We start from the raw sequence: 19,361 nt of genomic DNA, 5'->3' as shown, positions 1-19,361 counted from the left end.
AGGGGATGAGTATGTCGGTACTGAATATTCACAGTCCGATGGAGAGCCATGGTTGGTACCTTGATATGCTTTCGAAAAAAGACCAAAATAAAGACCTTAAAAGGGGGTCATATTATGCAGAGCGTATTAGCCGATGTCGCCGTCAGCGTTTCTGAGCTGAAGAAAAACCCATCTGGGATCCTGGCCGGCGCTGGTGGAATGCCGGTGGCGGTTCTCAACCACAATCGCGTGATGGGCTACATTGTGCCTGCTGAGCTGTACGAGCAGATGATGGATCGCCTAGATGATCTGGAGCTGATCGAGGTGGTTAAAGCCCGCTCTGGAGAGAAGGGTATCCCGGTGAATCTGGATGACCTATAAGCTTGAATTTCTGCCTTCCGCGCTCAAGGAGTGGAAGAAGCTTGGTCATACGGTGCGAGAACAAGCCAAAAAAAAACTCGTTGAGCGTCTTGACGCGCCCAAGGTGCAGGCTGATGCCTTAAGGGATATGCCTGGGCACTACAAGATCAAGCTGCGTACAGCGGGATATCGATTGGTCTATCGGGTTGAGGGTGAAAGGTTAGTTGTACTGGTGGTGGCTGTGGGCAAGCGCGAGCGTGGGGCAGCATACCAGTCGGCCAAGAAACGTTAGCCGGAGCAAAAAAGAAAGGTGGAAACCATTGTGGGCAGCCTTTCGACTACCCACGCTGGTCTATGGAGATCGTTGGGTTGTTCGCATTTGCAGCTTTCGATAAATCCAGCAGGCCAGCAGCACCGCGATCAGCAGCGGCGGAAAACGCACCATCAGAATCACCAGCAGCAACATTGCCGCGCTGCCGGCAAGGATGCCGGCAAACACGAATAAGGCAACGAAGGTCCGTAGCAGTAGCTTCATGCTCGTTCGTCTCCTACAGGTAGCCCTGTTCCGCCAACGACACGCATCCGTCGCGGCCCACGATGATGTGATCCAGCGTTCGCACCCCGACCAGATTAAGCGCCTCCTTCAGTTTATTGGTCAGCGTGCGGTCAGCCTGGCTGGGTTCGGGATCGCCGGAGGGGTGGTTGTGCACCAGAATCACGGCAGCAGCGTTGTGCTTCAGAGCAATCTTGACGACTTCCCTGGGGTAGACGCTCGCGCCGTCCAGGGTGCCCCTGAACAGCTCGTGAAAGGCAATGACCCGGTGCTTGCAATCCAGCATCAGCAGAGCGAAGACTTCGTATTCATAGGCCTCCAGCAAGGCCTGCAGGTGGCTGAATACATCCCGTGGTGCGGTCAGTTGTCGTCCCCGGCGTAGGCGCAAGCTGGCCAGCTGTTTGGCCATCAGCAGGATGTCGGCTTCGGTGACCGGTGATTCGATCAGGTAGGTGCCAGCGGTCTCGCCGGCTTTGATTTTGTGCAGTCTCATCATCAGCTCCTTTAGCCGGGTGGGCAGGCTCAGGCATTCAGGGATTGGTGCTGGGCTTCCAGCTTTTCAGCCAGGCTGGGTTTGCCTGAGGTGTGGTTGGTGGATCTGGGGCGGTGTTCATCGCCGCTGCTTTCTGCGGGGAAAAACTCGTCGACGATGGCGCTGACGTCTTCCTCGCTGTCCTCGAAGGCGCCGTTGCCGAAACCGCGCTTTGCCGCTTCGTCTAGCGCGTTCTGATCGAAACCCGCCGCTTGCCGCTGTTCATCGAGCTCGCTGGCCAAGCGCAGCGCCTCGGTCATGTCCATGCCGCTACGTGCCGTCAGGTCGGTGTAAAAGATCGGTGTGCCGTGGCTCTGGCGAGTGGACTTGCCACGCAGACGCAGTTCCAGCGGCAGGCAGGCCAGGCGGTTACCCGATATGGCCTGGAAGTAATGCAGGCGAGCCGCAAGTGTGCGGATGCTGTTGAAGCCAGTGGTGCGAAACACAAAGCTGCCCAGCGGATCCTCATCGCCGATGATCACGTTCAGTCGGCCATAGGGCTTGCAGGCACCGCCTTTCGCCATCGGGCAGGCATCCGGTGAAGGGCAGGGCAGTGACTGCATACCGTCCTGGGTCACCCGCTTGCAGGTCTCGCCATTGCCTACGCAAATAGGGCGACCCGATTGCCGGTCGAACAGCGTGTAATCCGCGCGGAAATTCAGTTCCGGCTCGTTGAATAGCAGCCGTACTGGGATGCTGCGCAGCTTGTCGTCCTTGCCTTGGCGCAGCTCATCATTGAGCGGATGCACCAGCCAGCCGTCGCGGCTCTGTACTTGGGAAGTGATGGTGAATTGGTCATCCTTCTCCGGCAGACGCTTGCCGTTCTTCTCGATGACCTTGCCGATGGAAATCCGCCCGAGCACCGGCGGGGTGATAGCCAGACCTTTGAGCATGGTTGTTCTCCTAGAAATGAAAAAGCGCCAGCCACACAGCGCGAGCTGCATGGGCTGGCCAAGGGGAGGGAGCGATGAGAAGAGGTTGGAATCAGCCGACCAGGAAGCGCCGTGCGCCGGGTTTGATCAGGGAGTATTTGGCTTTCAGGTGCGGTCTCTCCTGAAGTAGCCGGGCCACGTCGAAGCCGACGCTGTCTTTGGCTTTACGCCAGCTGATGTACCCGTTGGTGAACTCAGCCCGACTGGCCTCGCCCATGGCCTGTTGCAGCATCTGCTTGAGCTGGGCTTCACGCTTTTCCTTATCGGCAATCGCTTGGCGCAGTGCTTTGAGCTCAATGTAGGCCGCTGACAATCCAGCATGACCGCTGAAATCCACGGTCTCGCCCGAATCCGTTGGGAAAAGGCAGCGCAGGGCGGTCTCGGCGGAAGCTGTGCCGTCGGCGGGGGGTGGGGTATCGGTTTCCACGTACTGCCAGAAGCGCCGTTCGAGCTCGATCAGGCGAGCAATCATCTGCTCATCCCGCTCTATGCGATGGATCTCCAGATGCTGCCCTCCGAGCACAACCGCCACATCAGCAGCCTGCTTCCCGGTGACGGCGAGCTGGTGCATCACCTGTAGCTGTACATATTCGGGCACGCCCTCTTTCCAGAGGCGTGCCCCGTTTATGCCGGCTGTCTTGCATTCGAGGATCTGCACGTCGTCGGCACCGATTACTTCTCGGTCGATATTGGCTAGCATCCAGGGCAGCTCTGGATCCGGGTGCTGCAGCACGGCATTGATTCGGCGGACCTTGTTCTTGGTGCGCTTGCTGTAATGCCAGGCCACGATGGGCTCTAGGACGTTGCCCCAGTACATCGGGCTGTCCTCATCATCAGGATCGGTCTTCGGCAATCCGGTATCTCGCCCGGTCTTTTCCAGCCACAGTTCCAGTTGCGATTTGTAGGGGTTGAGGCCGACGGCAGCGGCTGCATCGGAGCTGCCGATGCCTTGCTTGCGGACTGACAGCCAATCTTCGCGAGGCAATTCCTTGGTGCTGATCAGACGCAAAGCCGGACGGGGTTTGCTGGTACTGCGGTTCAATGAGGTTGCTTTCATGCTGTTCACCTTGCAGACATAAAAAAGGCCCAGCCAGCGCGAAGCTGACCGGGCGATACGGTTGAGATGGGGTGACGGGGGTTAGGCAGCGAGCTGAAGAGCGGTATCCAGGGCGCGTTGTTTGATCTGTGCGCCTTGGCCGAACCAGGCTGAATCAAGCCGGTACTCGGTGCTGCGTGCACGCCGTTCGTGATCTACGTATTCGGTCACGGCATTCAGCAGGCCCCAGGCGGTGCCCTTTGCCGATTCCAGCTGACTGCCCCGGCCACGGCCTTCGTACAGCTCCTGAACCTTGCGCAGGGCGCGTTCGTTGGGTAGCTGTTCAGGAAGCTGGCCGGTCGGACTGACCTCGCACATGACGTTCATAAAGAAGCCCATTGCCTCATGCCACTGCACCTTGCGCTCAGCCAGATGGCGCATGCGGTACATGAAGTCGTCCCATTGCGAGACGGCGATGCCGAGCTGCTTCTTCACCAGATTCGGATCGAAGCGAGTGTTGTGCGGCACCTTGATGGCTCGGCTGGTTCCGTCCAGGGCGATGGTCAGGGTGTTGTTGCACACCACGCGAACAGTGGTCGGCGTTGCGGTGGTGGCCAAGGTGCCGTCGCATGACGTAGCCAATAGCAGGTAGCCGTTGACCTGGTCGTTACCCTTGATCGCCGTGCCTTGCCCAGTGCGTGCAAGCGCCCAGAACTTGCGCCCACCCTTGAGCACGCCGGCTGTCTCCAGCTCATAGCCGGAGACCTCGGTTAGATCCCGGTAAAACTCCAGTACCTCGCGTGGCTGCACGGTGTGATAACGCTTGGAGACCACTGACAGCGGGGCTTTGGTATCCGAGCGATAGAGCACCTTCTGCTCAGGGAAGGAATGAATCGTACCGAGGTGGCCGATGGCGTCCGATTTGAAATGAACGGGGCTTTCCAAGATTTGCCAGTCCATTCCAGCTTCACGTTGCCAGGCCTCAATGGGCTGTTTTTGCGGCAGGTTGTTGCCCAGACCGTGCCAAGGGGTAGCGCCAGCGTAGGCCATGGTTTCGACGAGATGAGCCATGAGAACGATTCCTTTGGGTGCGCGCCGGCATAAAGCGCTGCGCAGAGCGCAGCACCGGCTGGGAGTCAGAGAAAAGAGGGAGTGGAGCCGCCTGGTCAGGTCGGCAGATTGAAGCGATGCCCGCAGAGCAGGCAGAGGTTGTTAGCCAGGACGTGGCGATCGAGCTTGTGGCCAAGCTGAGCGCCGAGCGCGCAGCCACCGACGCCACCGGCCAGTCCGCCGAGGATGGCACCGGAGATTGAGCCGACGGTAATGCCGACAGGGCCGGCAATAGCGCCAATAGCCGCCCCGGCTTGACCGCCAGCCAGCGCAGCACTGATGCCACGAGCGGCACCGCCGACTGTGCCGACAGCAGCGGCGATCTTCATAGCGTGGTGGAAGGAAGCGACTTTTGGAGAGCGACAGCGAGGGCACTGCAATGACATGGGGTGAACCTTCTTGGTGGTGATGTCATGGCAGTTATGTGCTGTCAAAAAAAATACGAATGGAATTTTTGATCCAGGGTTGGCATCGCTACTACTGCTACCGCTGCTACAGAGGTAGCAGTAGTAGCAAGTAGCAGGGTGCTGCTGAGTTTAAAAAAACAACAAAAATTAAAAATCACAAGTCTCGATTGATGTCAAGGATGCCACTGAAAGAAATCTTTGTTTAGCAGCACAGCTGTTCCCGCCTCTGCCAATGGATACCGTTGAGGTGTCGAAGGAGGACGTATGCAAACAAAAAATTTTGATGATGAATTTCGAGTGGTTCGTATCAGCCGGCTTCAGGAAATGATCGGACTCAGTAGGTCGACTATTTATGAGCGAATTAAACCAAAATCAAATTGGTTTGATCCAGACTTTCCTAAACCGTTCAAAATCGGAAGCTATGCAGTTGGATGGGATTTTCGGGAAGTGAAAGAATACATTGAACTGAAAAAACAGGTGGGCAGATGATGCCGTGTGGCCGGAGGACGGCACGGCAGCCCTCGTGGGGTTCATTGGTACCAGAGCCTAAGCCAGCGGTGAATAAGCTTATTGCGCAGGATCTTGTTCCTGATCTGCCCTTCGAGATTTTCTCTGAAGCGGTCGATGAGGTGCAGAGGAATGTAATGGCTCCGAGGGAGTTGGCGGTATGCTCCGCGTTGGCAATTATTTCATTGGCCTGCCAAGGGCTATATGATGTTAAATCTCCTCTCGGGAATGTCTGTCCGTTGTCGTTGGCTATCATGGCGATTTCTGGTTCTGGAGACGGAAAGTCACCGACGCTTCGTGCGTTTGCCGCAAGTGTATTTAAATATCAAGAAACGCTTCTTGCTGAGCGTGAACTTGATTTGATTAAGTACAAGACCAGCCACGGAATTTGGTTCGAGATTTTAAAAGCGTATAGAGCTGATTTAAGGAAGCGTGTAAAGCGGGGTGAGAGTGCGGAAGAAGTTGCAGGATTGATTCGAAAACATCACGAAATAGAGCCAAGACCGCCGTTGAATCTGCTTTTTCTTAATGATGATGTGACAGTTCAGGCTTTGTTCCAAACCATGAATGGAGGCTTGTCATCGGCTGGGTGGATATCAAGTGAAGCTTCAGGAATTCTTAAGGGAGGGGCGCTCCAACATTTTGACAAAATTAATTCAGTGTGGAGTGGAGATGGTGTGCGTGTGGGACGAGTTTCAAGTGAGTCCTATCAGGTGCCTGATGCAAGACTTACGCTTTGCTTGATGATTCAGCCTAATGTTTTCGAGTCATTCAATGAGGTAAAGGGGGATAACGCAAGAGGGACAGGTTTTACTTCGCGTTTTTTATTTTGCCGGCCTAGGTCAACACAAGGAACTAGAATTGCTGATGGATCTGAGCGGCGATGGGATGCTTGCGAAAGATTTGGAACCAGGGCAGTTGCTCTCTTGAAGGATTACGTTGAGCGCTGTCGCCTTGGAGACAGTGCCCGCCAGGTGATTAGATTGTCTGAGCGCGCAAATGATGTCTGGATAAAAACGCGAAACGAAATAGAAAGAGAAATGACTCAAGAAGGCAGGTATGGCTGGGCGCCAGATCATGCTTCAAAGCTCGCCGAAAATATGATTAGGTTGGCTGCGCTTTTTCACGTGTTTGAAGGACGTGAAGGGGATATTTCTGAGATGACGATGAGGGGAGCTGTTGAGCTTGGTTATTGGTTTTCACGTCAGTTTGATAAGATTTTCAGTCCTGATACGATACTGGCAAACGATGCAAATGAGCTTCACGCTTGGCTTAGGGCTCATTACGAAAAAACTGGTGATAGGCGGATTGAAAGGAATTATGTCAGGCGTTATTGCGCTAATAGGCTTAGGGATTCAGGGAGGCTGGATGAACTATATGAAAAGCTTGCCAGTGATGGATTGATTCGCCTTGTGCATGAAGGTAAAAAAGGGGTTGTGATTCTTAATTGAGAAGGCTGGATTTAATGGGTTCATATGACTCGGTTGATAGGGTAAGGGCAGTTTCGCTTGAGGATAATTTACACAGGCTGCGTGCTGGATTGCGATATGTCTTTTCAAGGCGCTGGCCTAAAGAGATGTTTGGCGATTTTTCAAAAAGAGTATCGATTTTTCTCGATGAAGATAAAAGGATTTCTGAGAAAAATATTCTTTGGTGTTGGTTGAAGGAGGAAGCGCGCGGGCCTGTTGAATTGAAAGAACGATTTTTCTATGCCTCGCTTTATTACTTTGCTGCAATGCGTGAATACGATAAGGAACGTGATGAAATGGCTGCATCCCTAGCCACAAGGTGTGCACTTGAGCTTGGCCGGTTTGATGGTTGGCAGGAGTTCATGTCTGTTGTAAATATTTCTTATAATGGCCGCCTCAAAGGTGCGCAGGCAGGTAAAAATATTAGGGATGCGTTGTATGAGAAGCTTCTTGAGTTGGTCAAAAGAGGCCCGGCAGACCCTAAGTCCGGATGGTCCTGTCACGAGGATGTTGTGAAGGATTTTGAGTTGATACTTGAAGGTTTTTTGGATGAGTCATTCAGTTCATTCAAAATAGATATTGGGGATTTTATTACTAGGTCACTCAAGAATGCAGGCGATGTAAGAAAAAATTACTTCATTTTCAAGAAAAACAAGGCGGCGGCAAAAACTGAGTGCAACACCTGACCTTTCCGGTACGGTGCTGCCCCTATGTCTTATTCCGAACTCAGCGTTGAAGAACGCGCCACCATTCAAATCAGCCGTGCCCAAGGGTTCAGCCTGCGCAAGATTGCTTGCTTGATCACCCGATCCCCTTCGACCATCAGCCGGGAGCTGCGCCGCAATCGAGATGTCTGTGGTGGCTACTCGGCCCGCATGGCCCAGCAGCAGATGCAGGCCCGCCGCCAAGGCTGTCGACCGAAACGAAAGCTGTTGCCGGGTGGTGAGCGCTTTCAGTTGGTGGCCCATATGCTGCGCGAGCGTTTGTCTCCCGAGCAGATTGCCGGCAAGCTGCGCAGCATGAACATTCCCAGCCTCAGAGATGCATACGTCTGTCGCGAGACGATCTATAACGCCATCTATGCCTTGCCGGTCGGCGAGCTGCGTAAGGAGCTGATCATCTGCCTGCGCCAAAGTAAGACGACGCGCCGGCCGCGCTCTGGCGGCGTGGATCGGCGTGGCCAGATCCCCGAGATGGTCAGCATCCATGTGCGCCCACCGGAGATCGAAGACCGACTGATGCCAGGGCATTGGGAAGGCGATCTGATCAAGGGCAAGGCCAACGCCTCGTCTGTAGGCACGCTGGTAGAGCGCACCAGTGGCTACCTGATGCTGGTAAAGATGAACGACGCGACGGCGACCTCGGCGATGGAAGGCTTCAGTGCAGCGCTCAATGGCATGCCGCTGGCGATGCGCAAGAGCATGACCTACGACCAGGGCCGAGAAATGGCGCGGCATGCTGAAATCACTCAGCAGACCGGGGTGGCCATTTACTTCTGCGACCCGCACAGCCCTTGGCAGCGCGGCAGCAACGAAAACATCAATGGCCTGATCCGCCAGTACCTGCCCAAAGGCGCAGACCTGTCGGTACACAGCCAGGAAGAACTGGATGCCATCGCACTGCAACTGAACATGCGCCCACGTAAGCGCTTCGACTTCAAATGCCCAATTGAAGTTATGGGCAAAGTGATGCAGGAAGCCATGGCTATGCGGCATGATGCGCCTGCTTCAATTCAATAACCGTGTTGCACTCAGCCCCTGCAACCGCCCACCCTTGGCCATACCGGTGACATTAGCGGTATGGATCGCCAACTTCTGGTCCATTGGACATGATCGTGCTTTTGGCCCAATTGGCATGCCATCTATAGGCTGTTTATCGACGGTATGCCGGTCGGCAACGAAACGATAGCGACCAGAGATAAACAAATACCATAGGAACTGTGCAATCACCCGGCAAAACATGATGGGTGTAAGTTGAGCCCTGCGGAATTTTCACCGGGAGGCATGCTTAAACGAATGGCGTTGGGCTCGCGGGAGTGGGTACCCGACCAACGTGCACGCTCAAATGATTACTCTTCTCCATAGTTTGATGCTCTCATAAGCCGTCTCCCTAGCCGTGTCACTTTCAATCAGGCATGCCGAGGAAAGGTGAGTTCGAACGTGGTCCGACCGTCTTTGCTGGCGACGGCCACGTGGCCTTTGTGGAGGTTCATCACTGAACGGACAATCGCTAGCCCCAAGCCTGCTCCACGAGGTTGTATGCCGTTCACGCGGTAAAAGCGGTCGAACAGGTGTGGGAGATGATCCGATTCGATAGTCGCGCCATGATTGGTGACAGTCAGCGAGACAATGTCTACGTTCTCCTCAAGGATCTTAAGTTCGACCGTGCTGCCAGTATTCGAATGCCGCAACGCGTTGGATAACAGGTTGGAAATCGCCCGTTGGACCATAAGCCGATTTCCTAAAACCACGGCATCGCCCGTTACTGTCGTTGCAACTCCCGCTTCTTCGGCGAGGACTTCGAAGTATTCACATACGCGCCTCGCCTCACTTCCTAAGGATAATTGTTCGAGCTTCAGTGCCGGGCTGGAGTGGCTGGCCTGGGCAAGAAACAGCATGTCTGACACGATTCGATCCATGCGTTCGAGCTCTTCGACCGACGATTCGAGCACTTCGCGATACTGCTCTTTGCTTCGCTCTCGTACCAAAGTCACCTGCGCCTTGCCTATTAGGTTGTTCAACGGAGTTTTCAACTCATGAGCCACATCGTCCGAGAACTGTGTCAGTTGCTGAACGCCGTCATCGAGTCGATGAAGCATTACGTTGAGGCTGTGCGCCAATGCCTGGAGCTCTTGTGGGAGCCGATCGCTACTGATTCGGGGTGATAGGTCCTGTGTCGATACCTTAGTCGCCAAGGCCCGGAACTTGCGCAGCGGTCGCAAACCATTTTGGGCGATTAGCCACCCAGCCAATCCGATCAATATCAGTAGCATCGGCACGGTCACTAAGGCCGAGCGCAGGAACGCAGCCACCAGCTGTTGATCGGCACTGCGGTCTTGCGAAAGTAAAAGCGTCATTGGAGCCAGTCCCGGGACTTGAATTCGCTTGCGCCCGCTTAGCATCTGCACGCCATCTTTCGTTGTCCAGCCAAGATAGTCGCCGTCCCTGCTCACGAGATCCAGCTGCTGCGGCTCATTGGCGAAGCGGCCGATACTGAAAATGTGTGATTTCACTGTATCGCCGATAACTCTAATCGAAAGGTTGTCATGGCCGAGTACCGTATCGCTCAGTACGTGTTGCCAGGAAAGGCCCATACGGGTTTTGGTGTCTTCGAGGAGTCCATGATCGATCTGCGAGAGCTTGGCCGTCACTTCCTCTTGGGCGCGCAGTTCCAGTTGGCGCACCAGTACCCAGTAGCTCAGTGCAATCAGCAGCGCGACCAAAGCGGCGCCGGTAAGTGTGATTTGAAGCGCGAGGCGCGATGCGAGGCTGAGTGGCTTCAAGGCCGCGCCTCCAGCACGTAGCCCACACCCCGGATAGTGTGTATCAGGCGATCGCCGAAGGGTTCGTCCACTTTCATCCGCAGGCGACGAATCGCAACATCCACCACATTGGTGTCGCAGTCGAAGTTGATGTCCCACACCAGGGCAGTTATTTCGGTACGCGTGAGGACTTCGCCAGTCCGGCGCATGAGCAGATGCAGTAACGCAAATTCTTTGCTGGTGAGATCAATACGCTGACCATTCCGGTAGGCCCGATGCCGGCCCGGGTCCAGTTCGAGGTCGGCTACGCGCAGGTTGCTTGGAAGTGCGACTGCCTCGCCTCGCCGCAACAGTGTCCGGATACGAGCGAGCAGCTCAGGGAACTGAAACGGCTTGACCAGATAGTCATCAGCACCCAGCTCAAAACCGCGGACTTTTTGCTCTAGGCGGGCGTTGGCTGTCAGCATGATGACGCGTGTCTGTTTACGCCGCCTAATAAGTTCGAGCACCTCCCACCCATCCATGGTTGGCAGATTCACATCCAGTAGCACGATGTCATAGTCGTTCTGCAGTGCTAGGTGAAATCCATCGAGCCCATCACTTACGCAATCGACGATGTACCCACATTCGATAAGACCCTGCTGCAGGTATTCCGCAGCTTTGATTTCGTCTTCTACAACCAGGATGCGCATGTTTTCAGGTAACTCGGCAAGGGGGTGCGTGGTAAGCGGAACCAAAAATAATCCATGTAGTAACTATAGGGTCAAGACGAAAGAGGCTTGGCTCTAGGGTGAAAGGCAGAGGCGAAATGACCTGCACAGGGAAGCGGGAAGCACTTTAACGCGGTAAAAGTCCTGCGGGGCTGTCTTGCAAATTTGTAATCTACCGGTCATTTGGTTGGCCCGCAGCGCAAGGAGGTGCACTTAAGCAAAAAAAGGCGCCCTACGGGCGCCTGAAACACATCTTCAAACCAAGGGAGCACAAAAAGAAGATGTGGTGTTGCTCGTAGTGCTTCACAGGATCGAGAGCGGGTACTCGGCGATGAATCGAACCTCATTGAGGTCGGACTCGAAAGCAGTCGCCCGTGTTGTAGCCTGGCGCACCCGCAGAGAGAGGTCCTTGAACGAGCCTGTCTGTACAACGTAGCGTGCTTCGACGTCGCGTTCCCAGCGCTTCTGTCCGGACAGAGGCGCGCCGTTATCGTCTTGGCGCATATATACCTCATTTGCGTTGCTGTAATCGGCGCCCCAGCCGCGGGCGTAGCGAGTCATGAACGTAAGCCCAGGTATGCCGTAACCCGCCATGTTCAGGTCATAACGCAGCATCCAGGACTGCTCTTTAGGTGAGTTGAAATCACTGTACTGGATGGAGTTATTCAGGTAGATCGAGTCCGCTTGGCGCAAGTAGTCAAAGTCGTTGTTACCGTTGTTTCGCTGATACGACGCCGTGACGGTGTGCGCGCCGAAGGCGACACCCAGGCTGGAACTCCAGATGTTGTTGTTGAACTCGCCCAGCAGCTCGCGGCCTTCGTCGATTGCCTTGTAGTAATTGAAGCTGCCCAGCAGCGCGACGACATCAGAAAGCGGATAGGTGGCCGATAGACCGAAGTAATGTTGGTTCCAAGCGTCCTTAAGCCGGCTGGTGTACAGACTAAGACTGAGATTTTCGTTCACGCTATAGTCGCCGCCTGCGTAGCCGAGCCAAGGCGCGTCCACGGCCCCGCCGTAGAAGGTGACGAAGTCATCGTTCGTGTTGCTGGTATTGGGCTGGCTCATCGCGTGCAGGCGGCCGCCCTGGAGGGTGAGGTCGTCCAGCGAGTTGTTCACAACGGTGACACCCTTGAAAGACTCCGGCAGCAGCCGTGCGTCACCAAAGTGCACGACAGGAGTAGCGGGAAATACATCGCCTGCCTTGATCTCGGTGCCCAAGAACCGTGCTTTCACGGCCCCCCCTACTCGAGAAAAGTCATCCTCGGCATCGCCGGCGCTATTGTAGGGGAGAAGATCGACGGTTCCGCCAGCACCGGAACGTCCTGATCCAGAATCGAGTTTGAGGCCGAGCATGGCGAAGGCGTCGACGCCGATCCCCACCGAGCCTTGGGTATATCCGGACTCAAAGAATGCCATCAGTCCGTGAGCCCATTCCTCAGAATAGCCATTGCCGGTGGCGCTCCCACCGTCGCGAAAATCTCGGTTGAAATAAAAGTTGCGATTTATCAGCGAAAGCGTGCTGCCTTCGATGAAGCCCTCCGCTGTTTCCGATTGGGCAAAGACCGGGGCGCTGCCCAGTGCCAGTGAAAGGGCTGTAAGTGAAAGGGCGGCCTTTTTGCTCATGATGATGCTCCTGATATACGGCATGTCAGCGCTCGAATGACGCCTTCGCCTTTTTGTTCGAGTGCCGGGCGATGATCTTCCCCTGTAAATGACCGCAGGATTAGCGGTAAATGACGATCTCGTAATCTTGAGCGGTGCAATCGCAGATATTCCTTGGATTACAAATTTGTAATGTCGTAGTCACCCGGCCGATATCCGCGCTTATCTAAAGTCACGCCGCTTAGCCATCAGCTATCTGGCCGGTTTAGTGCGGCTGAGGAAACGCTATCGACGAAGGGGGCACTGCACTGCAGTGTTGCGTATGTATCAAAAGAAACGCTTGTATCTGCTTGCTAGCGGGCTGCTTGGGCTCGGGCTGGCACTAATGTCGCTCGAGGTGGGCGCGCAAGACGGTCTGACACTGGAGCGGGCCGTGTCCCTTGCGTATGAACGCAACCCAGAATTTTCCGCTGCGCGGTCGGAGATCGGCATCGCAAGCGGTCTGCGCCGCCAAGCTGGGGTTATCCCGAACCCGGAATTAGGATTCGAGGTGGAAGACACTCAGTCCGATCGCCAGACTCGCTCAATCACAATCACTCAGCCGATCGAGTTAGGCGGCAAGCGCGGCGCTCGAATCGGTGTGGCGGACGCCAATCGCTCGATGGTGGATGCCGACCTTGACTTTCGACGCCAGGGGTTGCGTGCAGATGTGATCCAGGCTTTCTTCGCCGCCTTGCGTGCCCAGGAGGGCATGCAACTGGCCGAGGCCTCTCTGTCATTGGCCGAGCGGGCTGCTAAGGTCGCCGACGCACAGGTCGATGCCGGAAAAGTTTCGCCAGTGGAGGCGACGCGCGCCGATATGCAACTGGCGACCGTACAACTGGACCTGCGGCGAGCACGCCAGGAATGGGACAACGCTCGACAGATGCTAGCGCGCCTGCTCGGGACCGACGCACCGGAGTTTGGCAGTTTGCTGGGCAGTTTCGAACACCTGCCAGATGTGCCTAGCGAATCTGCATTATTGGCGCGCGTGCGTGAGAGTGCCGATATGCGTAGGGCTCTGCGCCAAGTGGCCTTGAGTGAAGCCGAGCTGGGGCTTCAGCGAAGCCAGCGCTACCCGGACATAAGCGTCAGTATCGGTAGCCAGTACGACGAAATCGAGCGTGAGCGCGTCAACCTCGTCGGCCTCTCTGTTCCGCTGCCTTTATTCGATCGTAACCAAGGCAATGTTCTGGCGGCCGCACGGCGGGCGGAGCAGGCGCGTGATCTTCGTAATGCGGCAGAGCTGCGCGTTCGTGCGGAGATCCAGCAGGCCCTTCGCGACTGGCGTACCGCACGTGCAGACGTCGAGGAAATACGCAACCGGATACTGCCGGCAGGACAGCGAACCGTGGAAGCGGCCACACGTGGTTTCAGTCTTGGCCGCTTCGCGTTCCTCGACGTGCTCGACGCACAGCGTGCGCTGATAGATGCACGCACGCGCTATCTGCAGTCATTGCAAGCCGTGGTCGACGCCTGGGCGCGTATCGAGCGGCTGTACGGACCTACCACTACCTTCGAATGACCGAAACGCCGCCATTACGTATTGGCGGTGGGGGAGCTTGCATGAAAAAACAGACGGGAATCGCTCTGGCGGTCGCTTTGGTACTGCTGACCGGCGTTGGCGTAAAACAGGGCTTCGTTCTTGAGGCGCAGGCCAGCGATAACAAGGCTGAGCACGCCGAGGATGGCCACGCGCATGAGGATGGAGAAAGCGGTCACGAGGAATCTGAGAACGACCATGGGGACGAAGACGGTCATGACGCTGAAGGCGATGGCCACGGCCATGGTGACGAAAGCGGTCATGGCGGTGAGGAGGACGAGCACGGCAACGAAACGCATGCCGAAGGTGAGATTGAGCTTTCCGAAGAGCAGATACGTGCCGCAGGCATTCAGCTAAGCAAGGCCGGACCGGCTGAAATCGGCTCGTCTGTATCTTTGCCGGGCGAGCTGCGTTTCGACGAAGACCGTACCGCACATGTCGTGCCCCGTGTGGCCGGCGTTGTCGAATCGGTTTCGGTCAACCTGGGTGACCAAGTGAAGAAGGGCCAGTTGCTGGCGGTTATCGCCAGCGAGCAGCTGTCCGAGCAGCGTAGTGAGCTGGCTGCCGCCGAGCAGCGCCTCCGGCTGGCTCGCACCTTGTTCGAGCGTGAGCGCACCCTATGGCAGGAGCGTATCTCTGCAGAACAGGACTATTTGCAGGCCCAGCAGAGCCTGCGCGTAGCAGAAATCGACTTGCGTAATGCCCAAGAAAAAACACGGGCGCTGGGCGGCGGAAGTGGCGCAGGCGTAGGCAACCGCTACGAGCTGCGCGCACCTTTCGATGCAGTGGTCGTCGAGAAGCATATTGTGCTGGGCGAGCGTGTGGATGAAACGACCAGCGTCTTCACTCTGACTGATTTGTCGCGGGTTTGGGCCACGTTCAGCGTACCTGCCCGTGATTTGATGCGCGTAACCGTCGGCCGAGAAGTCGAAGTTGTTGCCGGCGAGCTAGGCGTGCGAACAATGGGGAAGGTCGCCCATGTGGGCAGCCTGCTGGGCGAGCAGACGCGTGCCGCGACAGCCCGCGTGACCCTGGCCAACCCCGATGGGGCTTGGCGTCCCGGTCTTTTCGTGACGGTCCGAGTTAGCGCCGACGGACGTAGTGTTCCGGTCACGGTTCCAGTCGAGGCGGTCCAGACCGTCGAAAACGCGCCGACGGTTTTCGTTCGCACGCCGCACGGCTTCCAGGCGCACCCGGTTTCGCTGGGCCAGCGCGACGAAAATCGCGTGGAAATTCGTGACGGATTGCAGGCCGGCCAACAGATCGCGACCGCTGGCAGCTTCATCCTGAAATCCGAACTCGGCAAAGGCTCCGCCGAGCACGTTCACTGATCCTCCGGATACCTAACTCATGTTCGAACGTATTCTTCGCTTCGCCATCGAGCAGCGCTGGCTAGTGCTGCTGGCGGTCTTGGGCATGGCGGGCGTCGGGGTTTATAGCTATCAGCGCTTACCTATCGACGCTGTGCCCGACATCACCAATGTACAGGTTCAAATTAACGCCGCAGTCCCAGGCGCGTCGCCGCTTGAAACCGAGCAACGCGTTACCTTCCCCATCGAGACGGCGATGGCCGGCTTGCCCCACCTGCGCCAGACACGTTCATTATCGCGCTCCGGGTTCGCTCAGATCACCGTAATCTTTGATGATGGCACCGATCTCTATTTCGCCCGGCAATTGGTGAGTGAACGGCTGCAGGCCGCGAGCAACGAGCTTCCGCAGGGCGTGGAGGTCACTCTCGGTCCCATCTCCACCGGCCTGGGGGAAATCTTCCTCTGGACGGTCGAGGCCGAGCCCGAGGCGCGCCGTCCTGATGGTCAGCCCTACACGCCGACCGACCTGCGTGAAATCCAGGACTGGATCATCAAGCCGCAGCTGCGAAACGTTCGAGGCGTTGCCGAGATCAACACGATCGGTGGCTTCGCCAAAGAGTATCAGGTAGCGCCCGATCCGAAGCGCATGGCCGCTTACCGAATCACTCTGGAACAGCTCGTCGTTGCGCTTGAGCGCAACAATGCCAACGTCGGCGCCGGCTTCATTGAGCGTAACGGCGAACAGTTGTCGATCCGCACACCTGGCCAGCTCGGCTCCCCCGCGGACATTGGCAATATCGTCCTGAGCAACGCAGGCGGCGCGCCCGTGCGGGTTCGCGATATTGCCGAAGTGGGGATCGGTCGTGAGCTGCGTTCAGGGGCAGCCACCGACAATGGACGCGAGGTGGTCCTTGGGACCGCGTTCATGCTGGTAGGAGAAAATAGCCGTAGCGTGTCGCAGGCCGTCGCGCAGCGCTTGGAGATTATCAACCAGAACCTGCCAAAAGGCGTAAGCGCGATAACGGTCTATGACCGGACCGACCTCGTAGACAAGGCAATCGCCACGGTTCGCAAGAACCTGATCGAAGGCGCGATCCTGGTTATCGCCGTGCTGTTTCTCTTCCTCGGCAACCTGCGTGCAGCCCTGATCACAGCAATGGTCATCCCGTTGTCCATGCTGTTCACCTTCACCGGCATGGCCACCAACAAAGTCAGTGCCAACCTCATGAGCCTAGGGGCTCTCGACTTCGGCATCATCGTCGACGGTGCGGTGGTCATCGTCGAAAACGCCATCCGCCGGCTTGCCCACGCGCAGGAAAAACATGGCAGGATTCTGACCCGTAGCGAGCGTTTCCACGAAGTATTCGCGGCGGCCAAGGAGGCACGGCGTCCGCTCATCTACGGCCAGCTGATCATCATGGTGGTCTACCTGCCCATCTTTGCGCTCACTGGTGTCGAGGGGAAGATGTTCCACCCCATGGCATTCACCGTGGTAATCGCACTGTTGGGTGCCATGATTCTATCGGTCACCTTCGTGCCCGCTGCTGTTGCGCTTTTTGTCACCGGTAAGGTGCAAGAGAAGGACAACCGCCTGATGCGCGCGGCGCGCAATGGCTATGCGCCCGTGCTCGACTGGGTCATGCGTCATCGCACATTGGTATTCAGTGGCGCCGTCGCTAGCGTGCTGCTGTCTGCCCTGCTGGTGATGCGAATGGGTAGCGAGTTCATTCCGAGCCTTAGCGAGGGTGATTTTGCGCTTCAAGCTCTGCGCGTTCCAGGGACCAGCCTCTCCCAATCCGTGGATATGCAGCAGCGGCTGGAAAAGGCAATTGCCGAGCAGGTCCCGGAGGTCAAGCGTACATTTGCCCGAACCGGCACCGCCGAGATCGCGGCTGACCCGATGCCGCCGAATATTTCGGACAGCTATGTGATGCTCAAGCCCAAGGAAGAATGGCCAGATCCGGACAAATCCCGCGAGCAGCTCATTGAGGACATCCAAAAGGCGGCCGCATCTGTGCCGGGCAGCAACTATGAGATGTCTCAGCCGATCCAGTTACGCTTTAACGAGCTAATTTCCGGAGTTCGCAGCGATGTGGCCGTTAAGGTGTTCGGGGACGATATGGATGTTCTCAACAAAACAGCTGATGACATCGCGGCGATATTGCAAGACGTACCAGGCGCTTCCGAAGTTAAAGTGGAGCAGACGACGGGCCTCCCATTGCTGAGCGTCAATGTGGATCGTGACAAGGCGGCACGCTTCGGGCTCAACATCGGCGATGTGCAGGATACCGTCGCCGCCGCGATTGGCGGACGGGAAGCCGGAACCTTTTTTGAGGGTGACCGTCGTTTCGACATCGTTGTTCGTCTTTCCGATACGCTGCGTGCCGATCCGGATGTGCTGGCTCGCCTGCCGATTCCGGTGCCAGCGGTAGCGGGTGCTGCCAACGACCGAATCGACTTTATCCCGCTGGCTGAGGTTGCCACGCTGGAATTCGTGCTGGGCCCGAATCAGATCAGCCGTGAGGATGGCAAGCGTCTGGTGGTGGTAAGCGCCAACGTTCGAGGGCGTGACATTGGCAGTTTCGTCCAAGATGCGTCTGCAGCAATCGCTGAACGAAACCCGGTACCGCCCGGTTACTGGACGACGTGGGGTGGGCAGTTCGAGCAGCTGCAGGCTGCCGCCAAGCGCCTGCAGCTGGTCGTCCCAGTCGCCTTACTGCTGGTCTTCGTGCTGCTGTTCATGATGTTCAACACACTGCGCGATGGGCTGGTCGTCTTCACTGGCATTCCGTTCGCGCTTACTGGGGGAATTCTTGCACTCTGGCTCCGGGACATTCCCCTCTCAATTTCCGCTGGCGTCGGGTTCATCGCGTTGTCGGGTGTGGCAGTACTCAACGGACTGGTGATGATTGCTTTCATTAAAGGATTGCTAGAGGAAGGCCGGCCTTTATCCGAGGCTGTGCGTGAGGGCGCACTGGTGCGATTGCGCCCAGTCCTGATGACAGCGCTGGTGGCGTCGCTCGGCTTCGTCCCAATGGCGTTGGCCACAGGGACCGGCGCGGAAGTCCAACGGCCTCTGGCGACCGTGGTCATTGGCGGCATCCTGTCCTCGACAGCACTGACGCTGCTGGTATTGCCTGCGCTCTATTACACGGCTCTGCAGCGCCGCATGAAACGCAACGAAGAGGATGAGGACGCGAGCTGATATTGGTTTTCTCCCAACGTAGGCCAGGCTTGATGCCTGGCCTTTTTATGAATATCCAATCGAAGCTTCGAAGGGTTCACTGAAAGGATTTGTGGCCCCAATGCGCTGGTAACGACTGACGGGTACGTTATCGAGAAACAAAAAAAGCGCCTCGAAAGGCGCTTAAATACAGCTTTACCAACGGGATTCGGAAGCTATCGGAGGCGAAGATTGTTCGGGTGAAGCGGTTATTCAGTTTTGGATTCTTTCTTTATTTGCATATTGCTCTGATCCGGGCGCGGATTCTTAGCTTCTAGTCCGTCTATTTTTTCTTCACCAGACTCGGTTTCGTGAATCCGTTTTTGTTCTGCACGAAACTTTTCGTTAAATTTCATTGAACGATCGTAGCCGTCTCCTGCATAGGATAATGCGGAGCCGAAGATTACCGATCCAACAATAATAGCTTTCAACAGATTCATATGGGCAGTCCTCGCTAAATTCAAAGTGGCTTGTTGAGCTTTCCCGGTGAGCTCTACAGGTTCTAACGAATTTTGCGCGACTGAAGATAACGGCAGTGTGAGCCAAACATTACATTATTGAAATGTAA

19 protein-coding genes are annotated in these 19,361 nt (G+C 56.4%); 9 read left to right on the top strand and 10 right to left on the bottom strand.

Annotation, left to right across the window (positions count from 1 at the left end):
- The first annotated feature begins 114 nt into the window (after window positions 1-114).
- Together AAEZ08_RS14590 and AAEZ08_RS14585 are read left to right on the top strand one after the other, a co-directional pair.
- Window positions 115-360, top strand: a complete 246-nt coding sequence (locus AAEZ08_RS14590) for a type II toxin-antitoxin system prevent-host-death family antitoxin (protein ID WP_500124666.1) — start codon at window positions 115-117, stop codon at window positions 358-360.
- Window positions 350-631, top strand: a complete 282-nt coding sequence (locus tag AAEZ08_RS14585; protein ID WP_213573607.1) for a type II toxin-antitoxin system RelE family toxin — start codon at window positions 350-352, stop codon at window positions 629-631. The genes AAEZ08_RS14590 and AAEZ08_RS14585 overlap by 11 nt, the downstream gene beginning before the upstream one ends.
- Window positions 632-691: 60 nt before the next feature.
- Here AAEZ08_RS14585 and AAEZ08_RS14580 read toward each other — a convergent pair whose 3' ends face one another.
- From AAEZ08_RS14580 to AAEZ08_RS14555, 6 genes are all read right to left on the bottom strand, one after another.
- Window positions 692-874, bottom strand: coding sequence for a hypothetical protein (locus tag AAEZ08_RS14580; protein ID WP_213573605.1), 183 nt, complete (start codon window positions 872-874; stop codon window positions 692-694).
- Between the two features lie 13 nt (window positions 875-887).
- Window positions 888-1,385 carry a RadC family protein gene (gene radC, locus AAEZ08_RS14575; RefSeq protein ID WP_500124610.1) on the bottom strand — a complete coding sequence of 166 codons (498 nt, stop codon included), beginning with the start codon at window positions 1,383-1,385 and terminating at the stop codon, window positions 888-890.
- Between the two features lie 29 nt (window positions 1,386-1,414).
- Entirely contained in the window at window positions 1,415-2,317 is a 903-nt protein-coding gene (locus AAEZ08_RS14570) for a recombination directionality factor (protein ID WP_500124609.1), read from the bottom strand.
- A 91-nt stretch (window positions 2,318-2,408) separates the two neighbouring features.
- The gene (locus AAEZ08_RS14565) at window positions 2,409-3,413 is read right to left on the bottom strand and encodes a YqaJ viral recombinase family nuclease (protein WP_500124608.1); all 1,005 of its coding nucleotides are present in this window, start codon (window positions 3,411-3,413) and stop codon (window positions 2,409-2,411) included.
- 81 nt (window positions 3,414-3,494) lie between these two features.
- On the bottom strand, window positions 3,495-4,463 hold the full coding sequence (locus tag AAEZ08_RS14560) for a DUF932 domain-containing protein (protein WP_500124607.1): 969 nt from the start codon (window positions 4,461-4,463) through the stop codon (window positions 3,495-3,497).
- A gap of 95 nt (window positions 4,464-4,558) precedes the next feature.
- A complete protein-coding gene (locus tag AAEZ08_RS14555) occupies window positions 4,559-4,831 on the bottom strand; it encodes a hypothetical protein (protein WP_023443657.1) in 273 nt (90 codons plus the stop codon).
- A gap of 342 nt (window positions 4,832-5,173) precedes the next feature.
- Between AAEZ08_RS14555 and AAEZ08_RS14550 the strand changes: the two genes are divergently transcribed.
- The 4 genes from AAEZ08_RS14550 to AAEZ08_RS14535 all read left to right on the top strand — a co-directional run bounded on the left by AAEZ08_RS14550 (window position 5,174) and on the right by AAEZ08_RS14535 (window position 8,624).
- Window positions 5,174-5,398, top strand: a complete 225-nt coding sequence (locus AAEZ08_RS14550) for a helix-turn-helix transcriptional regulator (RefSeq protein WP_500124606.1) — start codon at window positions 5,174-5,176, stop codon at window positions 5,396-5,398.
- A gap of 68 nt (window positions 5,399-5,466) precedes the next feature.
- Entirely contained in the window at window positions 5,467-6,867 is a 1,401-nt protein-coding gene (locus AAEZ08_RS14545) for a YfjI family protein (protein ID WP_500124605.1), read from the top strand.
- A gap of 14 nt (window positions 6,868-6,881) precedes the next feature.
- Complete coding sequence (locus tag AAEZ08_RS14540; protein WP_500124604.1) at window positions 6,882-7,571, top strand: hypothetical protein; 690 nt, start codon at window positions 6,882-6,884, stop codon at window positions 7,569-7,571.
- Window positions 7,572-7,595: 24 nt separating this feature from the next.
- Complete coding sequence (locus AAEZ08_RS14535) at window positions 7,596-8,624, top strand: IS30 family transposase (protein ID WP_500124602.1); 1,029 nt, start codon at window positions 7,596-7,598, stop codon at window positions 8,622-8,624.
- A 389-nt stretch (window positions 8,625-9,013) separates the two neighbouring features.
- Here the strand turns inward: AAEZ08_RS14535 and AAEZ08_RS14530 are convergent, their stop codons facing one another.
- The 3 genes from AAEZ08_RS14530 to AAEZ08_RS14520 form a co-directional block, all read right to left on the bottom strand.
- Window positions 9,014-10,387 carry a heavy metal sensor histidine kinase gene (locus tag AAEZ08_RS14530; RefSeq protein WP_301584420.1) on the bottom strand — a complete coding sequence of 458 codons (1,374 nt, stop codon included), beginning with the start codon at window positions 10,385-10,387 and terminating at the stop codon, window positions 9,014-9,016.
- The gene (locus AAEZ08_RS14525) at window positions 10,384-11,058 is read right to left on the bottom strand and encodes a heavy metal response regulator transcription factor (RefSeq protein ID WP_301584422.1); all 675 of its coding nucleotides are present in this window, start codon (window positions 11,056-11,058) and stop codon (window positions 10,384-10,386) included. Before AAEZ08_RS14525 ends, AAEZ08_RS14530 begins: the two co-directional genes overlap by 4 nt.
- A 321-nt stretch (window positions 11,059-11,379) precedes the next feature.
- The gene (locus AAEZ08_RS14520; RefSeq protein WP_084899568.1) at window positions 11,380-12,699 is read right to left on the bottom strand and encodes an OprD family porin; all 1,320 of its coding nucleotides are present in this window, start codon (window positions 12,697-12,699) and stop codon (window positions 11,380-11,382) included.
- Between the two features lie 301 nt (window positions 12,700-13,000).
- On the opposite strand from AAEZ08_RS14520, the gene AAEZ08_RS14515 reads away from it, so the two are divergent.
- From AAEZ08_RS14515 to AAEZ08_RS14505, 3 genes are read left to right on the top strand one after another with little or no spacing between them, the layout of a single operon-like run.
- Window positions 13,001-14,242 carry a TolC family protein gene (locus AAEZ08_RS14515; RefSeq protein WP_048329176.1) on the top strand — a complete coding sequence of 414 codons (1,242 nt, stop codon included), beginning with the start codon at window positions 13,001-13,003 and terminating at the stop codon, window positions 14,240-14,242.
- Between the two features lie 41 nt (window positions 14,243-14,283).
- Window positions 14,284-15,591, top strand: a complete 1,308-nt coding sequence (locus tag AAEZ08_RS14510; RefSeq protein WP_013982155.1) for an efflux RND transporter periplasmic adaptor subunit — start codon at window positions 14,284-14,286, stop codon at window positions 15,589-15,591.
- Between the two features lie 19 nt (window positions 15,592-15,610).
- Window positions 15,611-18,775: a CusA/CzcA family heavy metal efflux RND transporter gene (locus AAEZ08_RS14505; protein ID WP_083729358.1), complete on the top strand. Its 3,165-nt coding sequence runs from the start codon at window positions 15,611-15,613 to the stop codon at window positions 18,773-18,775.
- Window positions 18,776-19,002: 227 nt separating this feature from the next.
- On the opposite strand, the gene AAEZ08_RS14500 is transcribed toward AAEZ08_RS14505, so the two are convergent.
- Window positions 19,003-19,233 carry a hypothetical protein gene (locus AAEZ08_RS14500; protein ID WP_003282470.1) on the bottom strand — a complete coding sequence of 77 codons (231 nt, stop codon included), beginning with the start codon at window positions 19,231-19,233 and terminating at the stop codon, window positions 19,003-19,005.
- Window positions 19,234-19,361: the final 128 nt, after the last annotated feature.

This window comes from Pseudomonas sp. E45-MNA-CIBAN-0222, from assembly GCF_040310405.1.
Taxonomy (GTDB): Bacteria; Pseudomonadota; Gammaproteobacteria; order Pseudomonadales; family Pseudomonadaceae; genus Stutzerimonas; species Stutzerimonas stutzeri_AC.
Note: the sequence above shows the minus strand (reverse complement) of the source record. Positions and strands in the feature narration are given on the sequence as shown.